We start from the raw sequence: 25,046 nt of genomic DNA, 5'->3' as shown, positions 1-25,046 counted from the left end.
TATCGGTCATGGGGGTCTCCGTGTTCGTCAGGGGGCCTGCCCGCGGTGTCCGGGTCGGGTCCGGGTGGGTGTCCCGAGCCGTCCTTGACAGGGGCATCGGGCCGCTTCACGGTGGGGCCATGCGCATCGGACTGATCGGTACGGGACGGATCGGGAGTTTCCACGCGGGGGTCCTGGCCCGCCATCCGGAGGTCGCCTCGCTCGTCGTGGCGGACGCCGACCCGACGCGGGCGGCCGGGGTCGCGGGGGCGCTCGGGGCGGAGGCCGCGCCGGACGTGGCGGCGCTCCTGGACCACGCCCTCGACGCGGTGGTGATCGCCTCGGCGACGGCCGCGCACGCGGAGCTGATCGCCCGGTCCGCGCGGGCGGGCCTGCCGGTCTTCTGCGAGAAGCCGATCGCCCTGGACGTGCCGGGGACCCTGGCGGCGCTCGACGCGGTGGCGGAGGCGGGGACCGAGCTCCAGATCGGGTTCATGCGCCGGTTCGACGCCGGGTACGGGGCCGCGCGGGAGGCCGTGCGCTCGGGCCGGCTCGGCCGGCTGCACACCGTACGGGCGGCGACCTCCGACCCGGAGCCGCCGCCCGCCGCGTACCTGCCGCTCTCCGGCGGGCTCTTCCGGGACTGTCTGGTGCACGACTTCGACATCGTGCGGTGGGTGACGGGCCGGGAGGTCGTCGAGGTGTACGCGACGGGCTCGGACGCGGGACCGGCGATGTTCCGCGAGGCGGGCGACGTCGACACGGCCGCCGCGCTGCTCACCCTGGACGACGGGACGCTCGTCACGGTGACGGGGACCCGGTGCAACGGCGCCGGGTACGACGTGCGGATGGAGCTGGCCGGGGAGCTCGACCAGATCGCGGTGGGCCTGGACGACCGTACGCCGCTGGCCTCGGTGGAGCCGATGGGGCCGCCCGCCCCTGGCAAGCCGTGGGCGGGGTTCCTGGAGCGGTTCGCCCCGGCGTACGAGGCGGAGCTCGACGCCTTCGTCCGGCTCGTACGGGACGGGGCGCCGAACCCGTGCGACGGGCGGGAGGCCCTGGCGGCGCTGCGGGTCGCGGAGGCGTGCGAGCGCTCGCGGCGGGAGCGGAGGCCGGTGGAGGTGGCCGCCGCCTGAGTTCCGGGCGCCCGTCACCACCGGACCGGGAGGCGGCGGACCCCCCGGATGAGCAGCCCCGGGACCCACTCCCACGGGTCGCCGTCCCGGTCGAGGTCCAGCCGGGGGAAGCGGTCCAGGAGGGTGCGGAGCGCGATCCGGCCCTCCAGCCGGGCGAGCGGGGCGCCGAGGCAGTAGTGCAGGCCGTGGCCGAAGGCCAGGTGGCCCCTGGTGTCGCGGCGGATGTCGAAGCGGTCGGGGTCGGGGAAGCGGCCCGGGTCGCGGTCGAGCGCGCCGAGCCCCACGAGGACGTTCTGCAGCGCGGGTATCTCGGTGCCGCCGAGGACGACGGGCTCGCGGGTGAAGCGGATGGTGGCGGTCTCCACCGGCCCGTCGTAGCGCAGGGACTCCTCGATCGCGCCGTCGAGGAGCGCGGGGTCGGCGCGCAGGGCGGCGAGCTGGTCCGGGTGGGTCAGCAGGTTGCGGACGGTGTTGGAGACGAGGTTGACGGTCGTCTCGTGTCCGGCGACGAGCAGCAGATAGGCCATGGCGCGCAGCTCGGGCCCGGAGAGCCGGTCGCCGTCCTCGGCGCGGGCGGCGAGGAGCCCGGAGAGCAGGTCGTCGGAGGGGCCCGCGGCCCGCTTGTCCTCGATGAGCTCGTCCAGGTAGCCGGCGAAGCCTTCGAGCGCGCCGACGAGTCCGCGCTCGTCGGAGGGGGCCACGAGCTCGCTCGACCAGGCGCGGAAGGAGTCGCGGTCCTCGACGGGGACGCCGAGGAGTTCGCAGATGACGGTGATCGGCAGCGGGAAGGCGTAGGCGTCGACGAGGTCGGCGCGGCCGGCCGGCTCCATGGCGTCGGCCAGCTCGTGGGTGAGCCGCTCGATCCGGGGGCGGAGGCCCTCGACGCGGCGGCCGGTGAAGACGCCGGTGACCAGACGGCGCAGACGGGTGTGGTCGGGCGCGTCGGCGCCGAGGAGGTGGACGCCGATGATGTCCTCCTCCGGCGGCCGTACGCCGACGACGGAGGGCGACTTGGCGAGCCGGGGGTCGGCGAGCGCGGCGCGCCCCTCCTCGTGGCCGACGACCAGCCAGAACTGGAAGCCGTCGGGAGTGCGGACCTCGTGGACGGGCCCGGCGGCCCGGAGCTTGGCGTAGTAGGGGTACGGGTTCGCGGTGAAGTCCGCGCCGTACTCCCCCAGTTCGATGACGGACATCTCGTCAGACTATCGGCTTACTCCTTTTCGTCCAGGGCGCCCGCGTCGTGGACGAGGAGCGCGATCTGGACGCGGTTGTTGAGACCGAGCTTGGCGAGGATCCGGGAGACATGGGTCTTGACGGTGGGGACGCTCATGTAGAGCTCGGCGGCGATCTCGGCGTTGGCCTGGCCCTTGCCGACGGCGACGGCCACCTCCCTTTCGCGCCCGGCGAGTTCGGCGAGGCGCTCGGCGGCGACGGCGCGGCGGGACCCCTCCGCCCGGTCCGGCCGGTCCGGCTCCCCCGCGACGTGGGTCATCAGCTGGCGGGTGACGGCCGGGGAGAGCACCGGGTCCCCGGCGGCGATCCGGCGGACGGCGGCGAGGATCTCGACGGGCGGGGTGTCCTTGAGGAGGAATCCGGCGGCGCCCGCCCGGAGGGCGCGCAGCACCTGCTCGTCGGCGTGGAAGGTGGTGAGGACGACGACCTCGGGGGCGCCGGGGAGCGCGCGGAGGCGTTCGGTGGCGGTGATCCCGTCCACGTACGGCATGCGGATGTCCATGAGGACGACGTCCGGGACGAGCCGCTCGACGAGGGCGGGGACCTCGCGGCCGTCGGCGCCCTCGCCGACGATCTCCAGATCGTCGGCGGCGCCGAGCATGAAGGTGAGGCCCGCGCGGACCAGGGGGTCGTCGTCGACGAGGAGCAGCCGGATGGTCATGAGGACCACGGTAGCCAGGCGTGCACGGAGAACCCGCCGTCGGGGGCCGGGCCGTGTTCGAGACGGCCGCCGGCGAGGGTCGCGCGCTCGGTGAGTCCGATGAGGCCCTGGCCCGATCCGGGCACGTGCGGGACGGGGCCGGCGGGCGCGGGGTTGGTGACCGTGACGTCGAGGCCCCGGCCCGGCCGGCCGCTGACGGTCACGGTGACCTTGGTGCCCGGGGCGTGCTTGCGGCAGTTGGTCAGGGCCTCCTGGGCGATGCGGTAGGCGGTGCGGCCGGTGGAGGCGGGGACGGCGGGCGCGTCCCCGGCCGTGTCGACGTCGAGCAGCAGGTCGACGTCCGTACCGGCCGCGCGCGACTCGGCGACGAGCGCTTCGAGCGTGGCGAGGGTCGGCTGCGGCCGCTCGCCCTCCCCGTACGCGCCGTTCTCGCCGGGTGTGCGCAGGACCCCGATGATCTCGCGGAGGTCCTGGAGCGCCTCGTGGGCGCTGTCGCGGATGACTCCCGCCGCGCGGGCGATCTGCTCGGGCGGGGCGTCGGGGCGGAACTCCAGGGCGCCCGCGTGAACGCTGAGCAGGGTGAGGCGGTGGGCGAGGACGTCGTGCATCTCGCGGGCGATGGCCTCGCGGGCGAGCCGCTGGGCCTCCGCGGCCCGCAGCTCGGCCTCGGCCTCGGCGCGCAGGGCCCGCTCGCGGAGGGCCTCGACGAGCCGGCGCCGGGAGCGGACGAGCATGCCCCAGGCGGTGACGAGGAGGATGAAGACGAAGCCGAGGCCGATCGACACCCCGGGGTTGAGCTCGGGGTCCGGGCGGAGGAAGACCTGGACGGTGGAGGCCGCGGCGGCGAGCGCCCCCAGCCAGGCGACCTCGCGGAAGGGCCGGCGGACGGCGACGCTGAAGAGGCTCGCGAGCACGGCGCCGCCGGCGACCGGGGCGACGACGCTGACCAGCGAGAGCCCGACCGACAGGCCCACGGGCCACCGGCGGCGCAGCCACAGGGCGCAGCAGGCGGCCGCTCCGACGAGCTGGTCGAAGAGGACGACGGGCTCGCTGGAGTACTTCGCGGAGGTGTCGGCGGCGGCGAGCCCGACGAGCGCCGCGAGGAGGAAGAGCGTGGTGTCGACGATCCAGTCGCGGACGGTTCGGCGGGGCCGGGCCGCGCCGCTCTCGCCCGGTTCGACCAGGTGGGAGGGGTGGAGCCACCTCTGTCGTTCCGTACGGGTCATAGCGGCAATGTACGCAGCCGGGCGCCCCGGACGGGTGAACGGCGGGCCCCGCGCTACCGAAGTCGCGGCGGTCGATACTTCGGTAGGGGGTCGGCGTGGACCGGAGTCGGACGCGGTGCGGGCCGCCTCCCGATCATGATCGGGACATGAAGCGATTCCTGGAGACCGCCGGTGCCCTGCTCGCCCTGTTCGGGGTCTGCGGGGTGATCCGCGAGCTCACCGACGGGTGGTTCAAGCTGATGGGCCTGACCCGCTACCTGACCGAGAACGTGGCCTTCATGGAGGGCCGGGAGGTCTACGTCAACCTCGTGATCGCCGCGCTCGGCGTGGTGCTGGTGGTCATGTCGGGCCGGATTCCGAAGTCCCGGTGACGCCGAGCAGCTCCGCCACCCCGGTGAGCGTCTCCCCCAGGGGCAGCGCGACCCGGGTGACCGCGTGCGCGTCCCCGCGCGTCGGGTCCCGGTTGACGATCACGACCGGCTTCCCCTCGTCGGCGGCCTGCCGGACGAAGCGGAGCCCCGACATCACGGTCAGGGAGGAGCCGAGGACCAGCACCGAGGCGGCCTCGCGGACCAGGCGGCGGCAGTGCTCGACGCGTTCCGGAGGGACGTTCTCGCCGAAGAACACCACGTCGGGCTTGAGGACGCCGCCGCACTCCACGCAGGGCAGCACCCGGAAGTCCGCGACCTGTTCGTCGGTGAGGTCGGCGTCGCCGTCGGGGTTGATCCCGGCCCCGACCGGGTCGAAGCCGGGGTTGGCCTGCTCAAGCCGGGCGGTCAGCTCGTGGCGCGCGGTGCGGGCACCGCACCCGAGGCACACGACCCGGTCCAGGCCGCCGTGCAGCTCCACGACCCCCTCGCTGCCCGCGGCCTGATGCAGGCCGTCCACGTTCTGCGTGATCACGCCCGAGAGGAGGCCGTGGCGGCCGAACGCGGCGACGGCCCGGTGCCCGGCGTTGGGCCGGGCCCGGCCGAAGGTCCGCAGGCCGAGGTGGCTGCGCGCCCAGTACCGGCGGCGGGCCTGCGGGGCGGCGAGGAAGTCCTGGTAGGTCATCGGGGTGTGCCGGCTGAGGCTGCCTCCCTCGCCCCGGTAGTCGGGGATCCCCGACTCCGTGGAGATCCCCGCCCCGCTCAGCACCAGCACCCCGCCCCGGCCCAGCGCGTCCGCGACCGGGCGGGGGTCCGTGGTGCCCGGCGGCAGACCGGCGGGCGGTGTCCAGGTGAGCGTGGGACGCATGCGCATGCGCCCCAGGGTACGGATACGGGGGCGGGAACGCCGAGGTCCAGGTCACACGGCGCCCCGGGCGCGCGACACCCCGGGCGCGCGACGGCGCCGGGCCCGGAGACGCCGCACGGGCACACGACGGCGCCGCGCCACGGACCCTCGGCCGTGGCGCGGCGCCGCCGTCCCCCTGCCGCCGGCCCCCTCCGGCGGGTTCTCCTCGGTCCTCGCGATCAGACCTCCCGATCAGACCTCCCGATCAGTCCTCGCGCGTCGTCCTGCGGCGCAGTGCCGTCAGCGCGTAACAGACCAGGAGCACGGCGGTGAACGCCAGGCCGATGCCCGCCGCCTGCCGCATGTCCGGGACCTCGACGGCGGTGGCGCCGACGACCAGCACCCCGGCCCCGGCCACCCACGCGAGCTTGCCGCCGCCCCGGACGCTGAAGCCCGTGAACTCCGTCGGATGCGCGTCCCGGTGGCGGCGGAAGGCCACGTACGAGGCGAGGATCAGGAGCCACACGAGCAGCACCGCGAAGAGGGCGATCGACATCAGGATGGAGAAGATCCCGCCGACCTCGTAGAAGGCGAGCAGCGCCGCCGCCGCGATGCCCAGGGTGGAGGCGGCCAGCGCCCACGCGGGGACGCCCCGTGCGGTGAGCCGGGCCGTCGGCGCCGGGGCGAGGCCGTCGTCACCGAGCGAGTGCAGGAGCCGGGAGGCGCCGTACAGGTGGGCGTTGGCGGCGGAGATCGCCGCGATGAGCACCACGAGGTTGGTGAGGGTCGCCGCCGCCGGCACGCCGACCTCGGAGAAGACCCGCACGAACGGGCTCGCCTCGACGCTGCCGTCGCTGTCGGCGAGCTGCCGCCACGGGATCAGCGCCACGACCAGGGTGATGGCGAGGACGTAGAAGACGCTGAGCCGCCAGGCGAGCTGGCGCATCGCGGTCCTGATGGAGCGCTGCGGGTCGGTGGCCTCGGCCGAGGCGATGGCGACGACCTCGAAGCCGGCGTAGGAGAACATCACCACCGACATCGCGATCCAGACGGACTCGACGCCGTGGGGCATGAACCCGCCGTCGTCGGTGAGGTGGGCGAGGCCGGTGGCCTCCGTGCCCGGCAGGCCGAAGAAGACCAGCAGCGCCGCGCAGAGGATGAAGGCGCAGAGCGCGGTCACCTTGATCGTGGAGAGCCAGAACTCGGTGGTCCCGAAGGACTTCACGTTGATGACGTTCACCGCGAGGACCACGGCGGCGATGACGAGGATCGCCGCCAGCATCGGCACCTCCGGCCACCACCACCGGATGTAGAGCGCGGAGGCGACGACCTCGGTGCCGATGACCACGACGGCGCTGAACCAGTACATCCAGCGGGTGACGAACCCGGCCCACGGCCCGAGGTACTTGTGCGCGATGGCGCCGAACGATCCCTGGACGGGGTGGGCGGCGGACATCTCGCCGAGCAGCACCGCGATGATCGCGACCAGCACCGCCCCGATCGCGTACGAGACGATCACGGCCGGTCCGGCGATGGATATCGCCGTGCCGGAGCCGAGGAACAGACCGGTGCCGAGGGCGGAGCCCAGGCCGATCATCGTGGTCTGGCGGTGGGTCAGGGAGCGGACGAGGCCGCTCTCCCGGGTCTCGGATGCGGAGGCCGGGGCGGGTCTTTCCTGAGTGGCCATGCCTGGGTGTCCTTACGGGTACGGGGAGGGGGACGGTCAGAACTCGCTGTTGCGGAACGGCTCGGCCGGGCGGTCGAGATCGGGCTTGCCCAGGACCTTCGGCGAGGACAGCGCGTAGATGCCGTGGTTGGTCAGCACCCAGGCGATGTTCCGGTCCCACTCCACGTACACGCCGTGGGTCTGGTTGCCGTAGGCGTAGTCCGGGGTCCCGGGGCCGTACGCCTTCGGGACGAAGTAGGCCTCGATCTCCGGCTCGGCGGGGTCCGAGACGTCGAAGAACTGCACGCCCGCGTTGTAGAAGCCGTAGCCGAGCACTCCGGGGGTGTGCCGGCCCGGGTTCGTGTAGGAGCCGGTGCGCTTGGGGCCGAAGCTGCCGCGCCGCTGGCAGAAGTCCGTGATGCCGGACGCCTTCGGCGGGACCGGGCGGGGCAGGGCGCCGACGACGCGCGGGTTCCTCGGGTCCTTGGCGTCGATCTGGTAGACGTCCTTGTACGGCTCGTAACAGTCCTCGGTGAGCGGGTAGCCCGAGTAGTAGATGATCCCGGTCCGCTCGTACTGCGAGACGTCGATGTTGTCGCCCTCGGTGCCGGCGACGGACGGCGGCAGGTCCAGGTGGGAGACGGTCCGCAGGTTCGCCGGGTCCGAGATGTCGAGCACGGTCAGGCCGTAGCCGCCCATCGCGGCGAAGGCGTAACGCCCGCCCTTCTCCACGGGCTTGGGCACGAACAGCGGCATGCGCGCGCCCATCCAGCTCGTGCGGTTGCCGCAGCGCGGGTTCTTGCGGTACGCCGCGTCCTCGCCGGTCCGCTGCCCCGGCAGGTGCCAGGTGTCGAGCAGCTTCGGGTGGGCCGGGTCGGCCATGTCCCAGGACTGGTAGCCGGCCGAGTGCAGGTTGGTCGGGTACTCGGTGCGGGAGTACGTGTCGTCCGGCGCCGTCGCGACGAACATGTACCGGTCGCCCGTCCAGTACGGGGTGTCGAGCGATCCGGAGCCCTGCTGCGCCGCGTTCGGGTCGCTGCGCAGCGGGTCCTTCTGCGTGGAGTCGGTGGAGACCGTGGCGAGCAGCTTCCAGTCCTTCTTCAGCGGCCCGTCGAGCCGGAAGACCTTGAAGCCCTTCAGCCCCGGCTTCTCGCGCAGCTTCCGGACGCCCTCCGGGTTGGCGTACTTGTCCTCCGCCGGGTCGTCGGTGAGCTCGTGGATCTGCCGCTTGTTCTCGAAGCTCTGGACCATGACGTACGCGCCGAGCTTCTTGTTCCACTGGATGGTGGAGGCGCCCCAGTAGTCGTTCGCCGCCCAGTCCCCGTTGGCCTTCGTCTCGTCGCCGTCCACGTCCTCGCGGCTCACCCGCTCGACGACCCGCACCTTCTTCACGTCGGTGATGTCGTAGACACGGCCCTCGGAGCGGTCGTACTGGAACATGTACCGGCGGCCGTCGAAGTCGACGATGTTCTGCCAGGTGTGGAAGTAGTCGGGGGTGAAGTCCGGCCCCTCGTAGGCGGCTTCGACCTTCATGTTCTTGATGTACGAGCGGGTGTCGTACTCCGCGTTGCGGCCGGGGAAGGTGTGCTCGTGCTCCTCGTCGACCGGGGTGAGGGCGGGGTGCCGGAAGGTCCCGTCCAGCTGCATGCCGTACGCGCCGGGGTCGGCCTGGCCGGGGCGGCGGTCGGCGCAGACCTCGGGGATGTCCGGGTCGGTGGCGCCGGCGGCGGTCGTGGCGCCGGAGCTGCCGGGCACGAGGAGGGTCGCGGCGGTGGCGGCGGCGACGGCCGTGGCCAGGGCCGCCTTCGTACGGAGTGATCTCATGGGGGTCCTCGGGGTTCTCGGCGGTGAGAGACGGGTGAGAGACGGGTGAGAGGGATCAGGTGACCGTCGGGCGCTGCTGGTACTCGGCGGCCAGGTGGGCGCCGGAGGTCACGACGGACCGCAGCTCGGACACCGCGCGCAGGACGTCCGCGTGGGTGAGGTACAGGCCGTTGAAGCCGAAGCGCAGCAGGTCGGGGGCGCGCATGTCCCCGATGACGCCCCGCGCGGTGAGCGCGGCGATCAGGGGGTACGCCTCCGGGTGCCGCAGGGCGACCTGGCTGCCCCGGCGGCCGGGGTCGCGCGGGGTGGCCATGGTGAAGTCCAGGCCGTCGAGGAGGGAGTCCGCGCACTCCTGGAAGAAGCCGGTCAGGGAGAGGCTCTTGGCCCGCAGGGCCTCCATGTCCACGCCCTCGTACGCCGTCAGGGCGGCCTCCAGGGCGATGAGCGAGAGGAGCGGGGGCGTGCCGATCCGGGCGCGGGCGACCCCGGGTGCCGGGGCGTACGTGCCGGACATGGCGAACGGCTCCGCGTGCCCGTGCCAGCCGGTCAGCGGGTGGTCGAACTCGGCCTGGTGGCGGTGGGCGACGTACGCGAACGCGGGCGCGCCCGGTCCGCCGGACAGGTACTTGTAGCCGCAGCCGATCGCGAAGTCGGCCTCGATCGCGTCCAGTCGCACGGGCAGGGCGCCCGCCGCGTGGCACAGGTCCCAGTGGACCAGGGCCCCGGCCGCGTGCGCGGCGGCCGTGAGCGCGGCCATGTCGTACAGCTCGCCGGTGCGGTAGTCCACCGGGGCGTACGCGGCGACGGCGACGTCCGCGCCCTCGGCGGCCAGCACGGCGGCGGCCTCGCGGGCCGGCACCCGGCGGACGTCGAGCCCGAGCAGCCGGCCCACCGAGTCCGCGATGTACTGGTCGGTGGGGAAGTGGTCGGGGTCGGTCAGGAGCAGGCGGCGGCCGGGGCGCAGCCGGGCGGCGGCGAGCAGGGTGTTGAAGAGCTGGACGCTGGTGGAGTCCCCGGCGATCACCTGGCCGGGGGCGGCGCCGACGAGCCGGCCGATGGCGTCGCCGGTCCGCAGGGGCGCCTCCCACCAGCCGTTCGCGTTCCAGGAACGGATGAGGTCGGTCCCCCACTGGCGGTGCACCGCGTCCTCCACCGCGGCGGGCACGGCGGCGGGCAGGACGCCGAGGGAGTTCCCGTCGAGGTAGACGACTCCCTCGGGGAGGAGGAAGCGGTCCCGGACGTGGGCGAGGGCGTCCGCGGCGTCGAGCGCGGCGGCGCGGTCGGCGAGATCCGCCGTCGTGGTCGTGGTGGTGCCGGTGGTGTCAGTGGTGCCGGTGGTGTCGGTCTGCATGGCGGTCACTCCGTCGTGACGTCGATGGGGGATGCGGCGGCGAGGTCCAGCGCGATGTCCGCGAGCAGGTCCTCCTGTCCGCCCACGAGGCGTCGCCGGCCGGCCTCGACCAGCAGGTCGCGGGTGTCGAGGCCGTGGCGCAGGGCGGTGGTCTCCGCGTGCCGCAGGAAGCTGGAGTACACGCCCGCGTAGCCGAGGGTGAGCGTCTCCCGGTCGACCCGCACGGGCCGGTCCTGGGTGGGCCGTACGAGTTCCTCGGCGGCGTCCATCAGCGGGAAGAGCGAGCAGCCGTGCTCCCAGCCGAGGAGGTCGAAGACGGCGACCGTCGGTTCGAGCGGGGCGTTGCCCGCTCCGGCCCCCTGGCCCGCGAGCGAGGCGTCGACGCGGTGGGCGCCCGCCTCCACGGCGGTGATGCTGTTGGCGACGCCGAGGCCGAGGTTGTGGTGGGCGTGGATGCCGATCTCGGTGGCCGGGTCGAGCACGTCGCGGTAGGCGCGGACCCGGTCCCGTACGCCGTCCATGGTCAGCCGGCCGCCCGAGTCGGTGACGTACACGCAGTGCGCGCCGTACGACTCCATGAGCCGGGCCTGGGCGGCCAGTTCGGCCGGCGGGGCCATGTGGGACATCATCAGGAAGCCCGACACGTCCATGCCCAGGTCCCGGGCCAGGCCGATGTGCTGGGCGGCGATGTCCGCCTCGGTGCAGTGCGTCGCGACCCGTACGGAGGTGACGCCGAGGGAGTGCGCGCGGCGGAGGTCCTCCGCCGTGCCGACCCCGGGGAGCAGCAGCGTGGTGAGCCGGGCGCGGTCGAGCACCTCGGCCGCCGCCTCCAGCCACTCCCAGTCGGTGTGCGCGCCGGGTCCGTAGGTGACGGAGGAGCCGGAGAGGCCGTCGCCGTGGGCGACCTCGACGGCGTCGACGCCCGCGGCCTCCAGGGCGGCGGCGATGGCCCTGACCTGGTCGAGGGTGTAGCGGTGCGAGACGGCGTGCATGCCGTCGCGCAGGGTGACGTCCTGGACGTAGACCGAGGTCATCGGACCGGGCTCCGTTCGGCCAGGCGCTCGGCGGTGCGCAGCGCGGCGGAGGTCATGATGTCGAGGTTTCCGGCGTAGGCCGGGAGGTAGTGGGCGGCGCCCTCCACCTCCAGGTAGACGGAGACGAGGAGCCGCGCGCCGCCGGTGGGCGGGGCGCCGCCGGCCAGCCGGGCGAGCGGGTCGTCCTCGGTGATCCGGCGGAACTGCGGTTCCTGCTTGAGCCGGTAGCCGGGGACGTACGCGGCGACGGAGTCGGCCATCGCGCGCACGGAGTCGGCCACGCGGTCGGTGTCGCAGTCGTCGACGAGGCAGTGGACGGTGTCCCGCATGAGCAGGGCGGGCTCGGCCGGGTTGAGGACGATGATCGCCTTGCCCCGGGCCGCGCCGCCGACCTGTTCCAGCGCGCGGGAGGTGGTCTCGGTGAACTCGTCGATGTTGGCGCGGGTGCCGGGGCCCGCCGACCGCGAGGCGATCGAGGCGACGATCTCCGCGTAGTGCACGGGGGTCACCGCCGAGACGGCGGCGACGATCGGGACCGTGGCCTGGCCGCCGCAGGTGACCATGTTGAGGTTGGGGGCGTCGAGGTGCTCGTCGAGGTTGACGGGCGGGACCACGTACGGGCCGATGGCCGCCGGGGTCAGGTCGACGATCCGCTTGCCGTACGGGGCGAGCGCGGCGGCGTTGCGGTGGTGGGCGGCGGCGGACGTGGCGTCGAAGACGAGGTCGAGGGAGTCGAACTCGTCGAGGGCGATGAGCCCTTCGACGCCGTCGGAGCTGGTCGTGACGCCCAGTCGGCGGGCCCGGGCGAGTCCGTCGGACTCCGGGTCGATGCCGATCATCGCGGCGGCGGTGACCGTCCCCGAGCCCCGGATCATCTTGACGAGGAGGTCGGTGCCGATGTTGCCCGACCCGATCACGGCGGCCCTCATCGGACGGCCTCCTTCACTGCGGGGGCTCCCGCGGGGACTCGTGCGGGGGTGAGGCCGAAGAAGCGGACGGCGTTTCCGCCGAGGACGGCGTCCCGTTCCGCCGGGGTGAGGCCGCTCTCGCGGACGAGCCGGCCGATCTCCTCCTCGCCGAGCGGGAACGGGTGGTCGGAGCCGAGGAGGACCCGCTCCGCACCCATCACGTCCACGAGCAGGCGCAGCGCGCCGGGGTCGAAGACGGCCGAGTCGACGGAGAAGCGGTCGGTGTAGTGAGAGGGCGGGTGCGGGCTGTCCGCGCGGACCAGGTCGCGGCGGTGCCAGGCGTTGTCGGCCCGGCCCAGGAGGTACGGGAAGCTGCCGCCGCCGTGCGCGAAGAGCAGCCGCAGGGAGGCCGGGAGCCGTTCGAAGGCGCCGGAGAGGATCAGCGAGAGGATGGTCAGATGGGTCTCGCCCGCCATGCCCGCGAGCCAGGCCAGCATGTAGCGGGAGTAGCGGGGGCCGGACGGCAGGTCCCAGGGGTGGACCAGGACGGCCGCGTCCTCCTCGGCGCAGTGGGCGAGGAACTCGACGAGCGCCCCGTGGTCGAGGTCGCGGTCGCCGAGGTGGTTGCCGATGTGGACGCCGTGGAAGCCCTGCGCCATGGCCTCGGTGACCATCGCGCAGGCCGCTTCGGTGTCCTGGAGCGGCACCTGGCACAAGGGGGCCAGGCGGTGCGGGGCGTGGGCACCGTACGCGAGGAGGTGGGAGTTGACGGTACGGCACCAGTCGGCGGCCCGTCCGGCCTCCAGGTGGTAGCCGAAGAGCAGGGGCGTGCTGGACAGCACCTGGACGTCCACGCCGAGCCGGTCCAGGTCGGCGACGCGTTCCGCCGGGTCCCACAGGGTGCGCCGGACCGGCCGGTACTCGGTGGAACCGGCCATCATCATCCCGGCGTCCGGGCCGTCCGTGGTCCGCAGCCAGGGGGCGTCCTCGGAGCCGGTGAGGCGCTCGGCCTCGGCGCGGCCGATCTCCGGGAAGACGTGCGCGTGGATGTCGACGACGGTCACGCCGGGTCCTCCTCGTCGCGGCGGGTGCGCGGACGGAGCGCCTCGGGCCAGTCCTTGCCCGGGTGCACGGCGGCGCAGTTCCGGCAGGTGCGGGCGGTCTCGTCGCCGTAGAACGCCTCGAACACCGGCGGCAGGTCGTCGACGATCGAGGTGAGCTGGACCTCGCTGCGGTGCACCAGGTGGTGGCACTCCACGCAGTACCACTCGAAGGCGTCGCGCTGCCCCCGCGGCCGGGCGAACTCGACGACCAGGCCGACGCTGTCCTCCTCCGGCCGCTGCGGGGAGTGCCGCACGTGCGGCGGGAGCAGGAAGACATCGCCCTCGCGGATGTGGATGTCGCGCGGCGGCCGGCCCTCCTCGTCCATGACGCGGAGCACCATGTCGCCCTTGAGCTGGTAGAAGAACTCCTCGATCGGGTCGTCGTGGAAGTCGGTGCGCCGGTTGGGGCCGCCGACGACCGTCACCATCAGATCGGCGTCCTGCCAGATCTGGACGTTGCCGACCGGCGGCTTCAGCAGGTGGTGGTGCTCCTCGATCCAGGCCTGGAGGTTGAAGGGTTTCATGGTCATCGGGATGGTTCCTTGTCCTGCGGAATGTGCTGCGGAATGCCCTGCGGGATGTGGGCGACGGCGCTGATCTCGATCAGCAGGTGCGGGTGGGGCAGCTGGTGGACGGCGACCGTGGTGCGGGTCGGTCCGGTCTCGTCGAAGTACTCGGCGTAGACCTCGTTGTAGCCGCCGAAGTCGTTCATGCTGACCAGGTACGTCGTCACGGAGACCAGGTCCTCCAGGCCGCCGCCGGCGGCGGCGAGGAGGCGGCCGACGGTCTCGATCACGGCGCGGGTCTGGGCGCGGATGTCGAGGTCCGTGACCCCCATCGGGTCGGCGCTCGCCCCCACGAAGGTCCCGTCGGGCCGGCGGGAGCTGGTGCCGGAGACGTACACGAAGTCACCGGCGCGCCGGATGTGCGGGAAGCGGCCGCGCGGCGGCGCGGCACCGGGCACGATCACGCGTCCCCCCTCGTGGTCCGCGCGGCTTCGGCCGGTTCCGTCGTGAAGGCGACCGTGCCGAGTCCGGCGACCGTGGCCCGCACGTACGTCTCCGGCGGCAGCGGCACGGCGGCCGTCGCCGCGCCCGCGAGGATCACCGTGCCGGGCTCCAGCGGACCGCCGAGCCGGGCGGCGGCGGCCAGCGCGCGCAGCGGGTGCCCGAGGATCGCGGAGGTCGACCCGGTCTCCACGGGACGCCCGTCGAGCTCCAGGAGGACCCCGAGGCCGGACAGGTCGCGCGGGGCCCGCCAGGCACCCACGGCGTAGTGCGCCGCCGAGGTGTTGTCGGCGATGACCTCCGGCAGCGAGAAACGGAAGCCGTCGTAGCGGGAGTCGATGACCTCCAGGGCCGGGGCGATGGCGGCGACCGCCGCCATCGGGTCCCCGCCCGGCAGCAGCGTCCCGCCGAGCAGGAACGCCACCTCGGGCTCCACCCGGGGGTGGATCAGCCCGGAGACGTCGAGCCGGCCCCCGTCCGGGACCTCCATCCGGTCCGTCAGGCGTCCGTGGATCAGGTCGGAGACCCCCATCTGCCGCATCTTCGCCACGCTCGTGAAGCCCAGCTTGAAGCCGGTGAGCCGCTCCCCCCGGGCCAGCCGCCGCGCGACCAGGGCCTCCTGGACCTCGTACGCCTGAGTCGTGTCCGTCAGCCCGCTGCGGCCGCCGGCCAGCGGACGGCCGCCTTGTGCCGCGATGTCGAGGGCGTCGGCCAGTGTGCCGGTGTTCATCGGGCGTCTCCTTCCGTGGCGGGGCGGCCGAAGGCCGCGCGGACCGAACCGAGACCGTCGATGCGGGCTTCGAGGACGTCGCCGGGCGCGACGGCCGTCATCGGTCCGAGCGCCCCCGTGAGGACGGTGTCCCCGGCGCGCAGCGGGCGGCCGAGCCGTGCCAGCGTGTCCGCGAGCCAGACGGCCGCGTGGAGCGGATGGCCCAGGCAGGCGGCGCCCGCCCCGGTGGAGACCGGCTCGCCGCGTCGTTCGAGGACCATCCCGGCGGTCCTCAGGTCGAGTTCCCGCAGGAGTACGGGCCGGGTGCCGAGGACATACACGCCGCTGGAGGCGTTGTCGGCGACGGTGTCCACGGCCGTGATGTCCCAGTCGCGGATCCGGCTGCCGACCACCTCGACGGCGGGCAGCGCGAAGTCCGTCGCCCGGATCACGTCGGCGACGGTGTGCCGCTCGTGCGTGAGGTCCCGGCCGAGGACGAGGGCGACCTCGGCCTCGGCCCGGGGCTGGAGCACCGTCCCCCAGGGGATCTCGGCACCGTCCGGGACGGCCGTGTCGTCGAACAGGGCGCCGAAGTCCGGCGTGTCGACGCCGAGTTGCGCCTGCACCGCGGGTGAGGTCAGCCCGATCTTCCAGCCGGTGATCCGGCGTCCTTCGGCGATCAGCCGGTCGTTCAGGATGCTCTGGACGGCGTAGGCGGCGTCCAGGTCCCCGGGCGGCAGCAGGTCGCGGACCGGGGCGCACGGCACGCCCGTCCGGCGCGCGGTGCCGAGGCGTTCGGCGGCCAGGGCCACCGTCCGGTCGACCGCGCTCGTGACGGTCTCGCTGGTGACGATCTCGCTCACAGTTTCACGCACACATTCATCGGTTCGGAGAAGAAGTCGAGGGAGTGGTCGCCGCCCTCGCGGCCGATGCCGGAGGCCTTCACGCCGCCGAAGGGGGTGCGCAGGTCCCGCAGGTTCCAGGTGTTGACCCAGGCGATGCCGACGTCGAGGGCCGGGGCGACCCGGTGCGCCCGGCTCACGTCGCCCGTCCAGACCGTGGCGGCGAGCCCGTACGGTCCGGCGTTGGCGAGCGACAGGGCCTCCTCCTCGGTGTCGAACGGCGCCAGGTGGACGACGGGCCCGAAGATCTCCTCCCGTACCGCCGGGTGGTCCTCGGGCAGTCCGGTCAGCACGGTCGGCTCCACCCAGAACCCGCCGTCCCGCTCGTCCCCGAACGAGGGCACCCCGCCGCCGGCCAGGACCCGGCCGTCGGCCGCCGCCTTGCCGAGGTAGCCGAGCACCTTGTCCCGGTGGGCGGCGGAGACCATCGGGCCGTATCCGGTCAGCTCGCGCGCCCCGGCCGCCAGCGCCTCGGCGAACCTGTCGAACACCGGCCGTTCCACGTACACCCGCTCGGTGCACAGGCAGACCTGCCCGCTGTGGGTGAACGCCGAGCGGAGGGTGCCCTCGACGGCCCGCTCCAGGTCCGCGTCGGCGAAGACGAGGCCGGCGTTCTTGCCGCCCAGCTCGAAGGAGACGGGGGCCAGCCGTCCGGCGGCGGCCCGCATGATCGTGGAACCGGTGCGCGACTCGCCGGTGAACGCGATGGCGTCCACGCCCGGATGCTCGGTCAGCCACTGTCCGGCGGCGCCCCCGCCGCCTCCGTGCACGAGGTTGAAGACGCCCGGCGGAAGCTCCGCGTCGGCCATCACCTCCGCGAGCAGACAGGCCGTGCCCGGGGTGAGTTCGGAGGGCTTGGCGACCACGGTGTTGCCCGTCGCGAGCGCCGGGGCCACCTTCCAGGTGAGCAGGAGCAGCGGCAGGTTCCACGGCGAGATCACCGCGACCACGCCGAGCGGCTTGTGCACCGTGTAGTTGAGGGCGCCGCGGCCGTCCGGGGTGGGGGTGTTCCAGGACCGCTCGGCACGGCCGACGAGGAGGTCCGCGTACGAGCGGAAGTTGGCGACGGCGCGGGGGATGTCGACCGTCGAGGCCAGCTCCCGGGGCTTGCCCGTGTCGGCGCACTCGGCGTCGACGAACTCCTCGAACCGCGCCTCGATGCCGTCGGCGATCCGGTGCAGCAGCCGGGCGCGCTCGGCCGGGCCCCAGGAGGCCCAGGGCCCGCGCAGGGCGGCCCGCGCCGCGTCCACCGCGCGGTCGACCAGCTCGCGGGGGGCCTCGGGCGCCTCGCCGACGGCGATGCCCCGAACCGGGTCGACGAGCGGGAACGGCGTGCCCGAGGCGTCGAACCCGCCCCCTACGTAATGCCGCACAGGTGAGCGCACCTTGCAGACCTCCGTTGCGTTGCCAGGCCGGGGTCTTCGGATCAGTTGTCCCGGCGTGTGCCGGTATCATGCGCCCATCGAGCTATGCCGAACCAATGCCAAAAGCCATCACTCGCATACCGACTTCGGTATGCGAGCCGTCCCAGTCGCGAGGAGCCCCCGCCGATGGACCTGCTGGACGGCCGGCTGAAGTTCCGTCACCTGACCCTGCTCGTCGCGATCGTCGACCACGGCAGCGTGGCGAGGGCCGCCGAGAGCCTCCACCTGACCCAGCCCGCCGCCACGCGCACCCTGCGCGAGCTGGAAGTCATCGCCGACCTGCCGCTCTTCGTCCGCGTCCCGCGCGGCATGCGGCCCACGCTCTACGGCCAGGCCCTCACGGAACACGCCCGCGCCGTCCTCGCCGAGATGCGGCGCGCCGCCGAACACCTCACCGGGCTCCGTCAGGGCCGGGAGGGCACGGTCACCGTCGGCACGCTCCTCGCCGGCACCAACGTCCTGCTGCCCCGGGCCGTCGCCCGGCTGAAACGGGAACGGCCCCGGCTCACGGTCGTCGTCCGCGAGGGCACCCCGGACGTCCTGCACCCGGCGCTCCTCGCGGGCGAACTCGACGTCATCGTCGGCCGGGTGGGCCCCGCCCCGAAGGAAGGCGACGTGCTCCGCCAGCACCGCCTCTACCGCGAGCGCATCCGGCTCGCCGTCCGCTCCGGCCATCCCCTGCTCGACGCGCCCGGCGTCACCCTCACGGACACCCTCGGCCATCCGTGGATCCTGCCCGTCGAACAGACCGCGCTGCGCCAGGAACTCGGCGCGCTCTTCGCCGACCGGGGGCTCGCGCTCCCCGCCGACCGGGTCGAGTGCACGTCCATCCTCACCATGCGGGCCCTGCTCCTGCAGACCGACATGGTCGCCCTCCTCCCCGAACTGGTCCTCCGCGAGGACGAACAGCTCGCCGCCCTCCCCGTCGAACTCCCCTCGGTGGGGCGCACCGTGGGCACCACCGAGGTCGCCCACCGCACCCGCAGCCCGGCCCTCCAGGCGCTGCTCCACCACCTCGACGAGGAGGCGGCCGTCCTGCGCGAGTCCCTCGGCGGGCTCCCGGCGGAGAACTGACCGGTCAGGCCCCGTCGGCCGCCCGGCGCCCCCAGCCCGTACCGGCGAGGACGAGGACCGCGCCGACCAGCCCCAGGACGCCGGGGCGGTCGCCCGCCAGGGCGATGCCGACGGCGGCGGCCCAGAGCGGCTCCGTACCGAGGAGGAGGCTGACCCGGGACGGGGAGCTGCGGCGGACGGCCCACATCTGCACGAAGAAGGCGAAGAGCGTGCAGAAGACGGAGAGGAAGAGCAGGCCGGCCCACTCGCCCGGGCCGAAGTCGAGCGCGACGGCCCAGGGCGAGGCGCCGGTGCCGGGGAAGGCGGCGATGACGGCGAACACGGCGACGGCCGAGCCGAGCTGGACGGTGGTGAGGGAGAGCGAGTCGGCCGACTCGACCGCCTTGATCCGGGACATGGCCAGGACGTGGACGGTACGGGCGAGGGCGGCGAGCAGCATCAGCAGGTCGCCGAGGGACGGGGCCGTGAACCCGCCGCCCTGGGTGAGGAGGACGACGCCCGCGACGGAGAGCCCGGCGGCGGCGAGGAAGGCGCGGGGCGGCCTGACGCGGGTGACGGCGGCCTCGGCGAGCGGGGTGAGGATCATGGTGAGGCTGATGATCAGGCCCGCGTTGGTGGCGGAGGTGTGGACGACGCCGTACGTCTCCAGGAGGAAGATCCCGCTCAGGATCAGCCCGAGCGTGGCGGCCCCGCGCCACTGGGCCGCGCTCAGCGCGCGGAGCCTGCTCCACCCGGCGACGACGAGGACGGGCAGCACGAGGGCGAAGCGCAGCACGAGGACCGCGATGACGGTGTGGGCGGTGGTGATGCCCTTGGCCGCGAGGTAGCTGGCGCCCCAGACGACGGCGACGAGCAGAACGGGCAGGTCGGTGAGCCAGGCGCGGCGCGGGGCGCCGAGGGGCAGGGGTGCGGCGAACGTCGGTGAGGCTGACACGGGCCGTGTCTCCAACTCTCTGGGTGGGGTGGAGACTTCGGCGGCTCTCACTCGGAACGATCACGGTAGCGGGCCGGGCCCGTGGTGGCTACACCAAAAAAAGGGGGACGCGAGGGCGCACCGTTGCTGTCGGCCGGTGCGCCCTCGCGGGCCGGGCGGGGTGTCGTGCCCGCCCAGTTCAGGGGAGGTGCCGGCTCAGCCGCCGAGCTCCTGGTGGCGGGCGGTCAGCCGTGCCGTGCCGGCCTCCGTGAGGGAGCCGAAGAGGCGGAGGCGGGAGATGCCGCCGTCGGGGTAGATGTCGATCCGGATCCGGGAGCCGACCGCCGGGGCGTCGAGGACGAACCGGTGGTTGGTGTCGGGCTGGAGGCGGGTCCGGGGCAGGATCTCGGTCCAGTCCTCGGAGCCCTCGGCCGCGATCGACAGCGCGGCCCAGCCGGCGCTGTTGCCCTTGAGGTAGGCGGTGTCGATCTCGACGGCGCGGATCTCGGACTCGGCGACGAGCGCGTACCGGATCCAGTCGTTGCCCTTGTCGCGGCGGCGGCGGGTCTCCCAGCCGTCGTCCATCTTGCGGGAGCGGCCCGGCTGGATGGTGTTGGTGGCCGGGGAGTAGAAGCGGTCCGAGGCGTCCTCGACCTGGCCGCCGTTCTCCAGGGCGGCGAGGTCGAAGGTGCCGAGGACGCCGAGCCAGCGCGGGTCGGGGGCGACCTCGCCGTACACGCGGAGGCGGGCGATGCCGCCGTCCGGGTGCTGGTTGACGCGCAGGTGCGTGAAGCGCTGCTCGACGTCGACGGCGAAGCCGTTGGCGGCGTGGCCGCCGACGGCGGTGCGCGGGACGAGGGTCGTCCACTTCACGTCGTCGGCGAGGAGCTCCTCGGGCGAGGGCGAGCCGGCGACGGAGGTGGCCTCGACGGAGACGGCCTGCGGGTAGTTGCCGCGGAAGTGGGCGGTGTCGACGACGATGCCGCGGACCACGCCGGGGGCGCCGAGGCGGACGAGCGCCCAGTCGTGGTCGTCCTCGGTGGGGTGCGGCTGCTGGGCGGAGACGCCGCGGCGGCGGCGGGTCTCCCAGCCGTCCATGATCTTGCCCTTGTGGCCGAAGTGCTCGGGGTCGAACTCGGCGGCCTCGGGCTTGAGGAGGTTCTCGCGCTCGGCGAAGAACTCGTCGTTGGCGGCGATCACGCCCGCGCCGAGGCGGCGGTCGGCGAGGTCGGCGTACTGGGTGAAGGGGAAGTCGGCCGTCCGGTAGTCGGCGTACGGGTCGCCGCCGCCGTAGGGGCTGGCGTCACCGGTGAAGCTGGGGAGGGACGACACGTCAGTTGGTCCTTTCGAGAAGGCGGCCGGAGGGCTCGGCGAGGGTGCCGCGGTCGGCGATCCGCTCCCCGCGCAGCCAGGTGGAGGTGACGACGCCGTTGAGGGTCCTGCCCGCGTAGGCGGTGATCCGGTTGCGGTGCTGGAGCTCGGCCGGGTCGACGGTGAAGGTGGCGTCCGGGTCGAGGACGGCGAAGTCGGCGTCGCGGCCGGCCTCGATCGCGCCCTTGCGGGTCAGTCCGGCGAGCCGGGCGGGCCCCTCGGACATCCAGCGGACGACGTCCGTCAGGTCGAAGCCGCGGCGGCGGGCCTCGGTCCAGATGGCCGGCAGGCCGAGCTGGAGGGAGGAGATGCCGCCCCAGGCGGAGGCGAAGTCGGGGGTCTTGAGGTCGGCGGTGGACGGCGAGTGGTCGGAGACGATGCAGTCGATCGTCCCGTCCGCGAGGCCCTGCCACAGCGCGTCCTGGTTCGAGGCCTCGCGGATGGGCGGGCAGCACTTGAACTCGGTGGCGCCGTCCGGGATCTCCTCGGCCGTGAGGGTGAGGAAGTGCGGACAGGACTCGACGGTGACCTTGACGCCCTCGGCCTTGGCGGCGGCGAGGAGCGGCAGCGCGTCGGAGGAGGAGAGGTGCAGGACGTGGACGCGGGCGTCGAAGCGGCGGGCCTGGGCGATCAGGTTCTGGATCGCGGTGTTCTCGGCGTCCCGGGGGCGGGAGGCGAGGAAGTCGGCGTACGCGCCGCCGGAGCGCTGGGGCGCGGCGTCGAGGTGGTGGGGGTCCTCGGCGTGGACGATCATCAGGCCGTCGAAGCCGGAGATCTCGGCGAGCGAGGTCGCCAGCTGGTCCTGGTCGAGCGAGGGGAACTCGTCGACGCCGGAGGGCGAGAGGAAGCACTTGAAGCCGTAGACGCCGGCGTCGTGGAGGGGCCGCAGGTCCTTGACGTTGTCGGGGAGCGCGCCGCCCCAGAAGCCGACGTCGACGTGGGCCTTGGCGCGGGCGACGTCCTGCTTGACGCGCAGGTTCCCGACGGTGGTGGTCGGGGGCAGCGAGTTGAGCGGCATGTCGAGGAGGGTGGTGATGCCGCCGGCGGCCGCGGCGCGGGTGGCGGTCCAGAAGCCCTCCCACTCGGTGCGGCCGGGGTCGTTCACGTGGACGTGGGTGTCGACGAGGCCGGGGAGGACGACGTCGTCGCCGACGTCCTCCAGACGGGCACCGGCGGGTACCTCGGCGTCGTACGGCAGGACAGCCGCGATCGTCTCGCCGGAGACGGCGATGGAGGCCGGACGCGTCCCCTCCGGAGTGATGACGCGAGTCGACCGCAGGACCAGGTTGACGTCCACCCGTACCCCTTCACCTGTTGATTCAACGAACTGTTGAAGGAGTCTCGCGGCGGAAGGACACCTCGTCAAGGGTGCGCCCCCTTCTTGGGTCATTCCACAAAGCGAAAGTGGAATTCCGTAGAGTAGAATGTAGCTCTCCACAGGGGGGTCGGCGGGAGAACGGCCCGGTAGGCTGCTGCCTTGCCCGCCTGCCTCGAAAGGACCGAGACGTGCCGACGTCCAGCGCTAGGACCACCGACGCCGCCAAGCCCGCCGCCGCGAGCGGTGGCGTCCAGTCCCTGGAGCGCGCCTTCGATCTCCTGGAGCGGATGGCCGACGCCGGAGGCGAGGTCGGCCTGAGCGAGCTCTCCGCGAGCAGCGGACTGCCCCTTCCGACCATCCACCGCCTCATGCGTACCCTCGTGGCCTGCGGTTATGTCCGCCAGCAGCCCAACCGGCGGTACGCGCTCGGCCCCCGCCTCATCCGGCTCGGCGAATCCTCCGCCCGCCTCCTCGGCACCTGGGCCCGCCCCTACCTCGCGCGGCTCGTCGAGGAGACCGGCGAGACGGCGAACATGGCCCTGCTCGACGGGGACGAGATCGTGTACGTCGCCCAGGTGCCGTCCAAGCACTCGATGCGGATGTTCACCGAGGTCGGCCGCCGCGTCCTGCCGCACTCCACCGGCGTCGGCAAGGCGCTCCTCGCGCACACCCCCGCCGAGGACGTGCGCGCCCTCCTCGCCCGTACGGGCATGCCCGCCGCGACCGAGAAGACGATCACCACGCCCGAGGGCTTCCTCGACGCGCTCGCGGTCGTCCGCGACGCGGGGTACGCCGTCGACGACAACGAGCAGGAGATAGGGGTCCGCTGCCTCGCGGTCTCCGTCCCCGACTCCCCCACCGCCGCCGCCATCTCGATCTCGGGCCCCGCCGGCCGGGTCACCGAGGCGGCCACCGAGAAGATCGTGCCGATCCTCCTCGAAGTGGCCCGCGAGCTGTCCGCCGCGCTGGCGAACACCTCGGGGAACGGCCAGGGCTGAGCCCGCAAGGACACGACGGAACGGCCTGATCCCCGAGGGGGTCAGGCCGTTCCGTCGTACCGTGTGCGGGTCAGGCCGTTCCGTCGTACCGGGTGCGGGTCGGCCCGTTCCGTCGTCCCGGGTGCGGATCAGGCCGCCTGCGCCTCCGTCAGGCGCCCGTCCGTGACCGTCACCATGTGGTCCGTGCGCGCCAGGTGCGTGCGGTCGTGGGTGACGAGGACCGTCGCCGTGCCCCGCTCCGCCGTCAGGCCGGCGAGCAGGTCCATGACGGCCGCGCCCCGCTCGTGGTCGAGGGCGCTCGTCGGCTCGTCGACGAGGAGGACGGACGGCTCGTTCATCAGCGCCCGCGCGATGTTGACGCGCTGCCGCTGACCGCCCGACAGCTGGTGCGGCCTGCGGTGGGCCTGGTCGGCGAGGCCGACCGCGTCGAGCAGCTCCAGGGCCCGTGCCCGTACCGTCTTCGGCGCGCGCCCGGACAGGTGCGCCATCACCTGGAGCTGCTCCGCCGCGCTGAGCGAGGGCAGCAGGTTGGGCTGCTGGAAGACGATCCCGATGTGCTCGCGCCGCAGCTCGGCGCGGGCCGCCTGGGACAGCGGCCCCGTCTCCGTACCGGCGACGACGACCCGGCCCTCGTCGGGCGTGACCAGGGTCGCGGCCACCGCGAGGAGGCTCGACTTGCCGGAGCCGGACGGGCCGACGACGGCCGTGAGCGTACCGGCGGGGACGGTGAGGGAGACGGAGTCGAGGGCGGTGAGCCGGCCGTCTCCGTCGGGGTAGGTCAGGGTGACGGCGTCGAGGACGAGGCTCATCGGGCGCTCCCGAGGGCGGTGAGGGGGTCGACGGCGGTGATGCGCCGGATGGACAGGGCCGCGCCGAGGACGCCGAGGACGATGATCACGGCGGCGGGGCCGAGGACGGTGAGCGGCTCCAGGACGAAGGGCACGTTCCCGCCGCTGACCAGGGCGCCGATGCCGACCGCGAGGCCCGTGCCGAGCAGGGTGCCTGCGGTGAGCATGAGGACGGCCTGTCCGAGCGCGTCCTTCAGGAGGTACGGGGTCGAGGCGCCGAGCGCCTTGAGGACGGCGACGTCGCCGCTGCGCTGGATGGTCCAGACGGTGAAGAAGGCCCCTATGACGAGCGCGGAGATCGCGAAGAGGAAGCCGCGCATGAGCTGGAGCGAGCCGTTCTCGGCCTGGTAGGAGCCTATGGCGGTGAGGGCGTCGTCGATGGTCCGCGCCTCGGTCCCGGCGGCCTTGTCGCCGGCCGCCCAGTCGACGTCGGCTCCGTCCTCGGAGCTCAGGGCGATGACGGTGGCCTGCTCCTCGGGGCTCGTGCCGTTGTGACCGAGCTTCTGCCAGTCGTCGAGAGAGGTCCACACGACGGGGGTGTGGCTGTACGAGGCGTCGCCGGAGACGGCGCCGACGGTGGCGTCCAGGGAGCCGAGCTTCAGCGCGTCGCCGACGCCGACGCCGAGCTCCTCGGCGGCCGACTCGGAGAGGACGACCTTGCCGGGGCCGACGGGCGCGGGCGCGAGCCCGGCGTCCGGCTCGGAGCCGAAGGCCGAGACGGCGGCGGTCCGGTCACCGGCCGCGCCGTTGAGCGTGCGGATGCCGAGCGGCGCGGCCTCGGCCACGCCCGGCCGGTCCGCCCACGCGTCCCACTGGTCCTCCGTCACCGTCGAATTGGTGAAGGAGACGGACTGCCCGGCCGGCGGGGCCGCGAAGGCGAGCCGGTCGGCGGGCAGGCCGGTGATCGCGGAGATGTTCTCTCGCGCGAGCCCGGCGGTCAGCCCGGACAGCAACCCCACGAGCAGGGTGATCAGCACGATCACGGTGCCCATGAGGGCGAAACGCCCCTTGGCGAATCTCAGGTCTCTCCATGCCACGAACATGCTGACCAGAGTGGTCGGAGGAGGCCGGTGCGGGCATCGCGCCACGGATGGCTCCGTAATCAAACTTTCGGTTGAGTCCGTTTTGTCCGACCCGGCGCCGGAG

The 25,046-nt window shown here is 73.6% G+C and carries 24 protein-coding genes; 4 read left to right on the top strand and 20 right to left on the bottom strand.

The genetic code is table 11. The annotated features are described in order from the left end of the window. Positions 1 to 119: 119 nt before the first annotated feature. On the top strand, positions 120 to 1,115 hold the full coding sequence (locus ACFC0Z_RS16495) for a Gfo/Idh/MocA family oxidoreductase (protein WP_376437843.1): 996 nt from the start codon (positions 120 to 122) through the stop codon (positions 1,113 to 1,115). A gap of 14 nt (positions 1,116 to 1,129) precedes the next feature. Here the strand turns inward: ACFC0Z_RS16495 and ACFC0Z_RS16490 are convergent, their stop codons facing one another. From ACFC0Z_RS16490 to ACFC0Z_RS16480, 3 genes are read right to left on the bottom strand one after another with little or no spacing between them, the layout of a single operon-like run. Further along, entirely contained in the window at positions 1,130 to 2,308 is a 1,179-nt protein-coding gene (locus ACFC0Z_RS16490) for a cytochrome P450 (protein ID WP_376437840.1), read from the bottom strand. Positions 2,309 to 2,325: 17 nt separating this feature from the next. Further along, a complete protein-coding gene (locus ACFC0Z_RS16485) occupies positions 2,326 to 3,009 on the bottom strand; it encodes a response regulator (protein ID WP_376437837.1) in 684 nt (227 codons plus the stop codon). Then, positions 3,006 to 4,235: a sensor histidine kinase gene (locus tag ACFC0Z_RS16480; RefSeq protein WP_376437834.1), complete on the bottom strand. Its 1,230-nt coding sequence runs from the start codon at positions 4,233 to 4,235 to the stop codon at positions 3,006 to 3,008. The genes ACFC0Z_RS16485 and ACFC0Z_RS16480 overlap by 4 nt, the downstream gene beginning before the upstream one ends. Positions 4,236 to 4,381: 146 nt before the next feature. On the opposite strand from ACFC0Z_RS16480, the gene ACFC0Z_RS16475 reads away from it, so the two are divergent. Then, the gene (locus ACFC0Z_RS16475; RefSeq protein WP_376437831.1) at positions 4,382 to 4,606 is read left to right on the top strand and encodes a hypothetical protein; all 225 of its coding nucleotides are present in this window, start codon (positions 4,382 to 4,384) and stop codon (positions 4,604 to 4,606) included. Here ACFC0Z_RS16475 and ACFC0Z_RS16470 read toward each other — a convergent pair. From ACFC0Z_RS16470 to ACFC0Z_RS16415, 12 genes are all read right to left on the bottom strand, one after another. Beyond that, the gene (locus tag ACFC0Z_RS16470) at positions 4,575 to 5,477 is read right to left on the bottom strand and encodes an NAD-dependent protein deacetylase (protein WP_376437828.1); all 903 of its coding nucleotides are present in this window, start codon (positions 5,475 to 5,477) and stop codon (positions 4,575 to 4,577) included. The genes ACFC0Z_RS16475 and ACFC0Z_RS16470 overlap by 32 nt on opposite strands. Before the next feature lie 238 nt (positions 5,478 to 5,715). Beyond that, positions 5,716 to 7,137 (bottom strand): amino acid permease, encoded by a 1,422-nt coding sequence (locus ACFC0Z_RS16465; protein WP_376437826.1) that lies wholly within the window; start codon positions 7,135 to 7,137, stop codon positions 5,716 to 5,718. Between the two features lie 36 nt (positions 7,138 to 7,173). Beyond that, on the bottom strand, positions 7,174 to 8,940 hold the full coding sequence (locus tag ACFC0Z_RS16460; protein WP_376437823.1) for a hypothetical protein: 1,767 nt from the start codon (positions 8,938 to 8,940) through the stop codon (positions 7,174 to 7,176). Between the two features lie 55 nt (positions 8,941 to 8,995). Continuing rightward, positions 8,996 to 10,291 (bottom strand): kynureninase, encoded by a 1,296-nt coding sequence (gene kynU / locus ACFC0Z_RS16455; protein WP_376437821.1) that lies wholly within the window; start codon positions 10,289 to 10,291, stop codon positions 8,996 to 8,998. A gap of 5 nt (positions 10,292 to 10,296) precedes the next feature. Beyond that, complete coding sequence (dmpG, locus tag ACFC0Z_RS16450; RefSeq protein ID WP_376437818.1) at positions 10,297 to 11,325, bottom strand: 4-hydroxy-2-oxovalerate aldolase; 1,029 nt, start codon at positions 11,323 to 11,325, stop codon at positions 10,297 to 10,299. Then, positions 11,322 to 12,254 (bottom strand): acetaldehyde dehydrogenase (acetylating), encoded by a 933-nt coding sequence (locus ACFC0Z_RS16445; protein WP_376437816.1) that lies wholly within the window; start codon positions 12,252 to 12,254, stop codon positions 11,322 to 11,324. The genes dmpG and ACFC0Z_RS16445 overlap by 4 nt, the downstream gene beginning before the upstream one ends. Continuing rightward, positions 12,251 to 13,297 carry an amidohydrolase family protein gene (locus ACFC0Z_RS16440; protein ID WP_376437814.1) on the bottom strand — a complete coding sequence of 349 codons (1,047 nt, stop codon included), beginning with the start codon at positions 13,295 to 13,297 and terminating at the stop codon, positions 12,251 to 12,253. The genes ACFC0Z_RS16445 and ACFC0Z_RS16440 overlap by 4 nt, the downstream gene beginning before the upstream one ends. Continuing rightward, on the bottom strand, positions 13,294 to 13,866 hold the full coding sequence (locus ACFC0Z_RS16435; protein ID WP_376437811.1) for a 3-hydroxyanthranilate 3,4-dioxygenase: 573 nt from the start codon (positions 13,864 to 13,866) through the stop codon (positions 13,294 to 13,296). Before ACFC0Z_RS16435 ends, ACFC0Z_RS16440 begins: the two co-directional genes overlap by 4 nt. Continuing rightward, positions 13,863 to 14,306, bottom strand: coding sequence for a RidA family protein (locus ACFC0Z_RS16430; RefSeq protein ID WP_376437808.1), 444 nt, complete (start codon positions 14,304 to 14,306; stop codon positions 13,863 to 13,865). The genes ACFC0Z_RS16435 and ACFC0Z_RS16430 overlap by 4 nt, the downstream gene beginning before the upstream one ends. Continuing rightward, positions 14,303 to 15,073 (bottom strand): 2-keto-4-pentenoate hydratase, encoded by a 771-nt coding sequence (locus tag ACFC0Z_RS16425; protein ID WP_376437806.1) that lies wholly within the window; start codon positions 15,071 to 15,073, stop codon positions 14,303 to 14,305. The genes ACFC0Z_RS16430 and ACFC0Z_RS16425 overlap by 4 nt, the downstream gene beginning before the upstream one ends. Beyond that, on the bottom strand, positions 15,070 to 15,864 hold the full coding sequence (locus tag ACFC0Z_RS16420) for a 2-keto-4-pentenoate hydratase (protein ID WP_376438006.1): 795 nt from the start codon (positions 15,862 to 15,864) through the stop codon (positions 15,070 to 15,072). Before ACFC0Z_RS16420 ends, ACFC0Z_RS16425 begins: the two co-directional genes overlap by 4 nt. A 47-nt stretch (positions 15,865 to 15,911) precedes the next feature. Beyond that, positions 15,912 to 17,327: a 2-hydroxymuconic semialdehyde dehydrogenase gene (locus ACFC0Z_RS16415; RefSeq protein ID WP_376437803.1), complete on the bottom strand. Its 1,416-nt coding sequence runs from the start codon at positions 17,325 to 17,327 to the stop codon at positions 15,912 to 15,914. A 177-nt stretch (positions 17,328 to 17,504) separates the two neighbouring features. Here ACFC0Z_RS16415 and ACFC0Z_RS16410 point away from each other — a divergent pair, with 177 nt between their 5' ends. Next, complete coding sequence (locus ACFC0Z_RS16410; protein WP_376437801.1) at positions 17,505 to 18,452, top strand: LysR substrate-binding domain-containing protein; 948 nt, start codon at positions 17,505 to 17,507, stop codon at positions 18,450 to 18,452. Positions 18,453 to 18,456: 4 nt separating this feature from the next. Here ACFC0Z_RS16410 and ACFC0Z_RS16405 read toward each other — a convergent pair whose 3' ends face one another. The 3 genes from ACFC0Z_RS16405 to allB all read right to left on the bottom strand — a co-directional run bounded on the left by ACFC0Z_RS16405 (position 18,457) and on the right by allB (position 22,033). Continuing rightward, on the bottom strand, positions 18,457 to 19,386 hold the full coding sequence (locus tag ACFC0Z_RS16405; protein ID WP_376437798.1) for a DMT family transporter: 930 nt from the start codon (positions 19,384 to 19,386) through the stop codon (positions 18,457 to 18,459). A gap of 195 nt (positions 19,387 to 19,581) precedes the next feature. Next, positions 19,582 to 20,697 carry an allantoicase gene (alc, locus tag ACFC0Z_RS16400; protein ID WP_376437795.1) on the bottom strand — a complete coding sequence of 372 codons (1,116 nt, stop codon included), beginning with the start codon at positions 20,695 to 20,697 and terminating at the stop codon, positions 19,582 to 19,584. Position 20,698: 1 nt separating this feature from the next. Continuing rightward, the gene (allB, locus tag ACFC0Z_RS16395; RefSeq protein ID WP_376437793.1) at positions 20,699 to 22,033 is read right to left on the bottom strand and encodes an allantoinase AllB; all 1,335 of its coding nucleotides are present in this window, start codon (positions 22,031 to 22,033) and stop codon (positions 20,699 to 20,701) included. Positions 22,034 to 22,242: 209 nt separating this feature from the next. Between allB and ACFC0Z_RS16390 the strand changes: the two genes are divergently transcribed. Further along, complete coding sequence (locus ACFC0Z_RS16390) at positions 22,243 to 23,052, top strand: IclR family transcriptional regulator (RefSeq protein WP_376437790.1); 810 nt, start codon at positions 22,243 to 22,245, stop codon at positions 23,050 to 23,052. Between the two features lie 128 nt (positions 23,053 to 23,180). Here ACFC0Z_RS16390 and ACFC0Z_RS16385 read toward each other — a convergent pair whose 3' ends face one another. Further along, a complete protein-coding gene (locus tag ACFC0Z_RS16385) occupies positions 23,181 to 23,861 on the bottom strand; it encodes an ABC transporter ATP-binding protein (protein WP_376437787.1) in 681 nt (226 codons plus the stop codon). Further along, on the bottom strand, positions 23,858 to 24,943 hold the full coding sequence (locus ACFC0Z_RS16380) for an ABC transporter permease (protein WP_376437784.1): 1,086 nt from the start codon (positions 24,941 to 24,943) through the stop codon (positions 23,858 to 23,860). The genes ACFC0Z_RS16385 and ACFC0Z_RS16380 overlap by 4 nt, the downstream gene beginning before the upstream one ends. Positions 24,944 to 25,046 lie beyond the last annotated feature (103 nt).

This window comes from Streptomyces sp. NPDC056144 (genome assembly GCF_042264145.1).
In the GTDB taxonomy this organism is placed as follows: Bacteria; Actinomycetota; Actinomycetes; order Streptomycetales; family Streptomycetaceae; genus Streptomyces.
This window is presented reverse-complemented; position numbering and strand designations above follow the sequence as displayed.

What these genes read in the sequence shown, in the direction of transcription:
- ACFC0Z_RS16495 (WP_376437843.1), top strand. Translation starts at nt 120, where the DNA reads ATGCGCATCGGACTGATCGGTACGGGACGGATCGGGAGTTTCCACGCG.
- ACFC0Z_RS16490 (WP_376437840.1), bottom strand. Translation starts at nt 2,308, where the DNA reads ATGTCCGTCATCGAACTGGGGGAGTACGGCGCGGACTTCACCGCGAAC.
- ACFC0Z_RS16485 (WP_376437837.1), bottom strand. Translation starts at nt 3,009, where the DNA reads ATGACCATCCGGCTGCTCCTCGTCGACGACGACCCCCTGGTCCGCGCG.
- ACFC0Z_RS16480 (WP_376437834.1), bottom strand. Translation starts at nt 4,235, where the DNA reads ATGACCCGTACGGAACGACAGAGGTGGCTCCACCCCTCCCACCTGGTC.
- ACFC0Z_RS16475 (WP_376437831.1), top strand. Translation starts at nt 4,382, where the DNA reads ATGAAGCGATTCCTGGAGACCGCCGGTGCCCTGCTCGCCCTGTTCGGG.
- ACFC0Z_RS16470 (WP_376437828.1), bottom strand. Translation starts at nt 5,477, where the DNA reads ATGCGCATGCGTCCCACGCTCACCTGGACACCGCCCGCCGGTCTGCCG.
- ACFC0Z_RS16465 (WP_376437826.1), bottom strand. Translation starts at nt 7,137, where the DNA reads ATGGCCACTCAGGAAAGACCCGCCCCGGCCTCCGCATCCGAGACCCGG.
- ACFC0Z_RS16460 (WP_376437823.1), bottom strand. Translation starts at nt 8,940, where the DNA reads ATGAGATCACTCCGTACGAAGGCGGCCCTGGCCACGGCCGTCGCCGCC.
- kynU (WP_376437821.1), bottom strand. Translation starts at nt 10,291, where the DNA reads ATGCAGACCGACACCACCGGCACCACTGACACCACCGGCACCACCACG.
- dmpG (WP_376437818.1), bottom strand. Translation starts at nt 11,325, where the DNA reads ATGACCTCGGTCTACGTCCAGGACGTCACCCTGCGCGACGGCATGCAC.
- ACFC0Z_RS16445 (WP_376437816.1), bottom strand. Translation starts at nt 12,254, where the DNA reads ATGAGGGCCGCCGTGATCGGGTCGGGCAACATCGGCACCGACCTCCTC.
- ACFC0Z_RS16435 (WP_376437811.1), bottom strand. Translation starts at nt 13,866, where the DNA reads ATGACCATGAAACCCTTCAACCTCCAGGCCTGGATCGAGGAGCACCAC.
- ACFC0Z_RS16425 (WP_376437806.1), bottom strand. Translation starts at nt 15,073, where the DNA reads ATGAACACCGGCACACTGGCCGACGCCCTCGACATCGCGGCACAAGGC.
- ACFC0Z_RS16410 (WP_376437801.1), top strand. Translation starts at nt 17,505, where the DNA reads ATGGACCTGCTGGACGGCCGGCTGAAGTTCCGTCACCTGACCCTGCTC.
- ACFC0Z_RS16385 (WP_376437787.1), bottom strand. Translation starts at nt 23,861, where the DNA reads ATGAGCCTCGTCCTCGACGCCGTCACCCTGACCTACCCCGACGGAGAC.
- ACFC0Z_RS16380 (WP_376437784.1), bottom strand. Translation starts at nt 24,943, where the DNA reads ATGTTCGTGGCATGGAGAGACCTGAGATTCGCCAAGGGGCGTTTCGCC.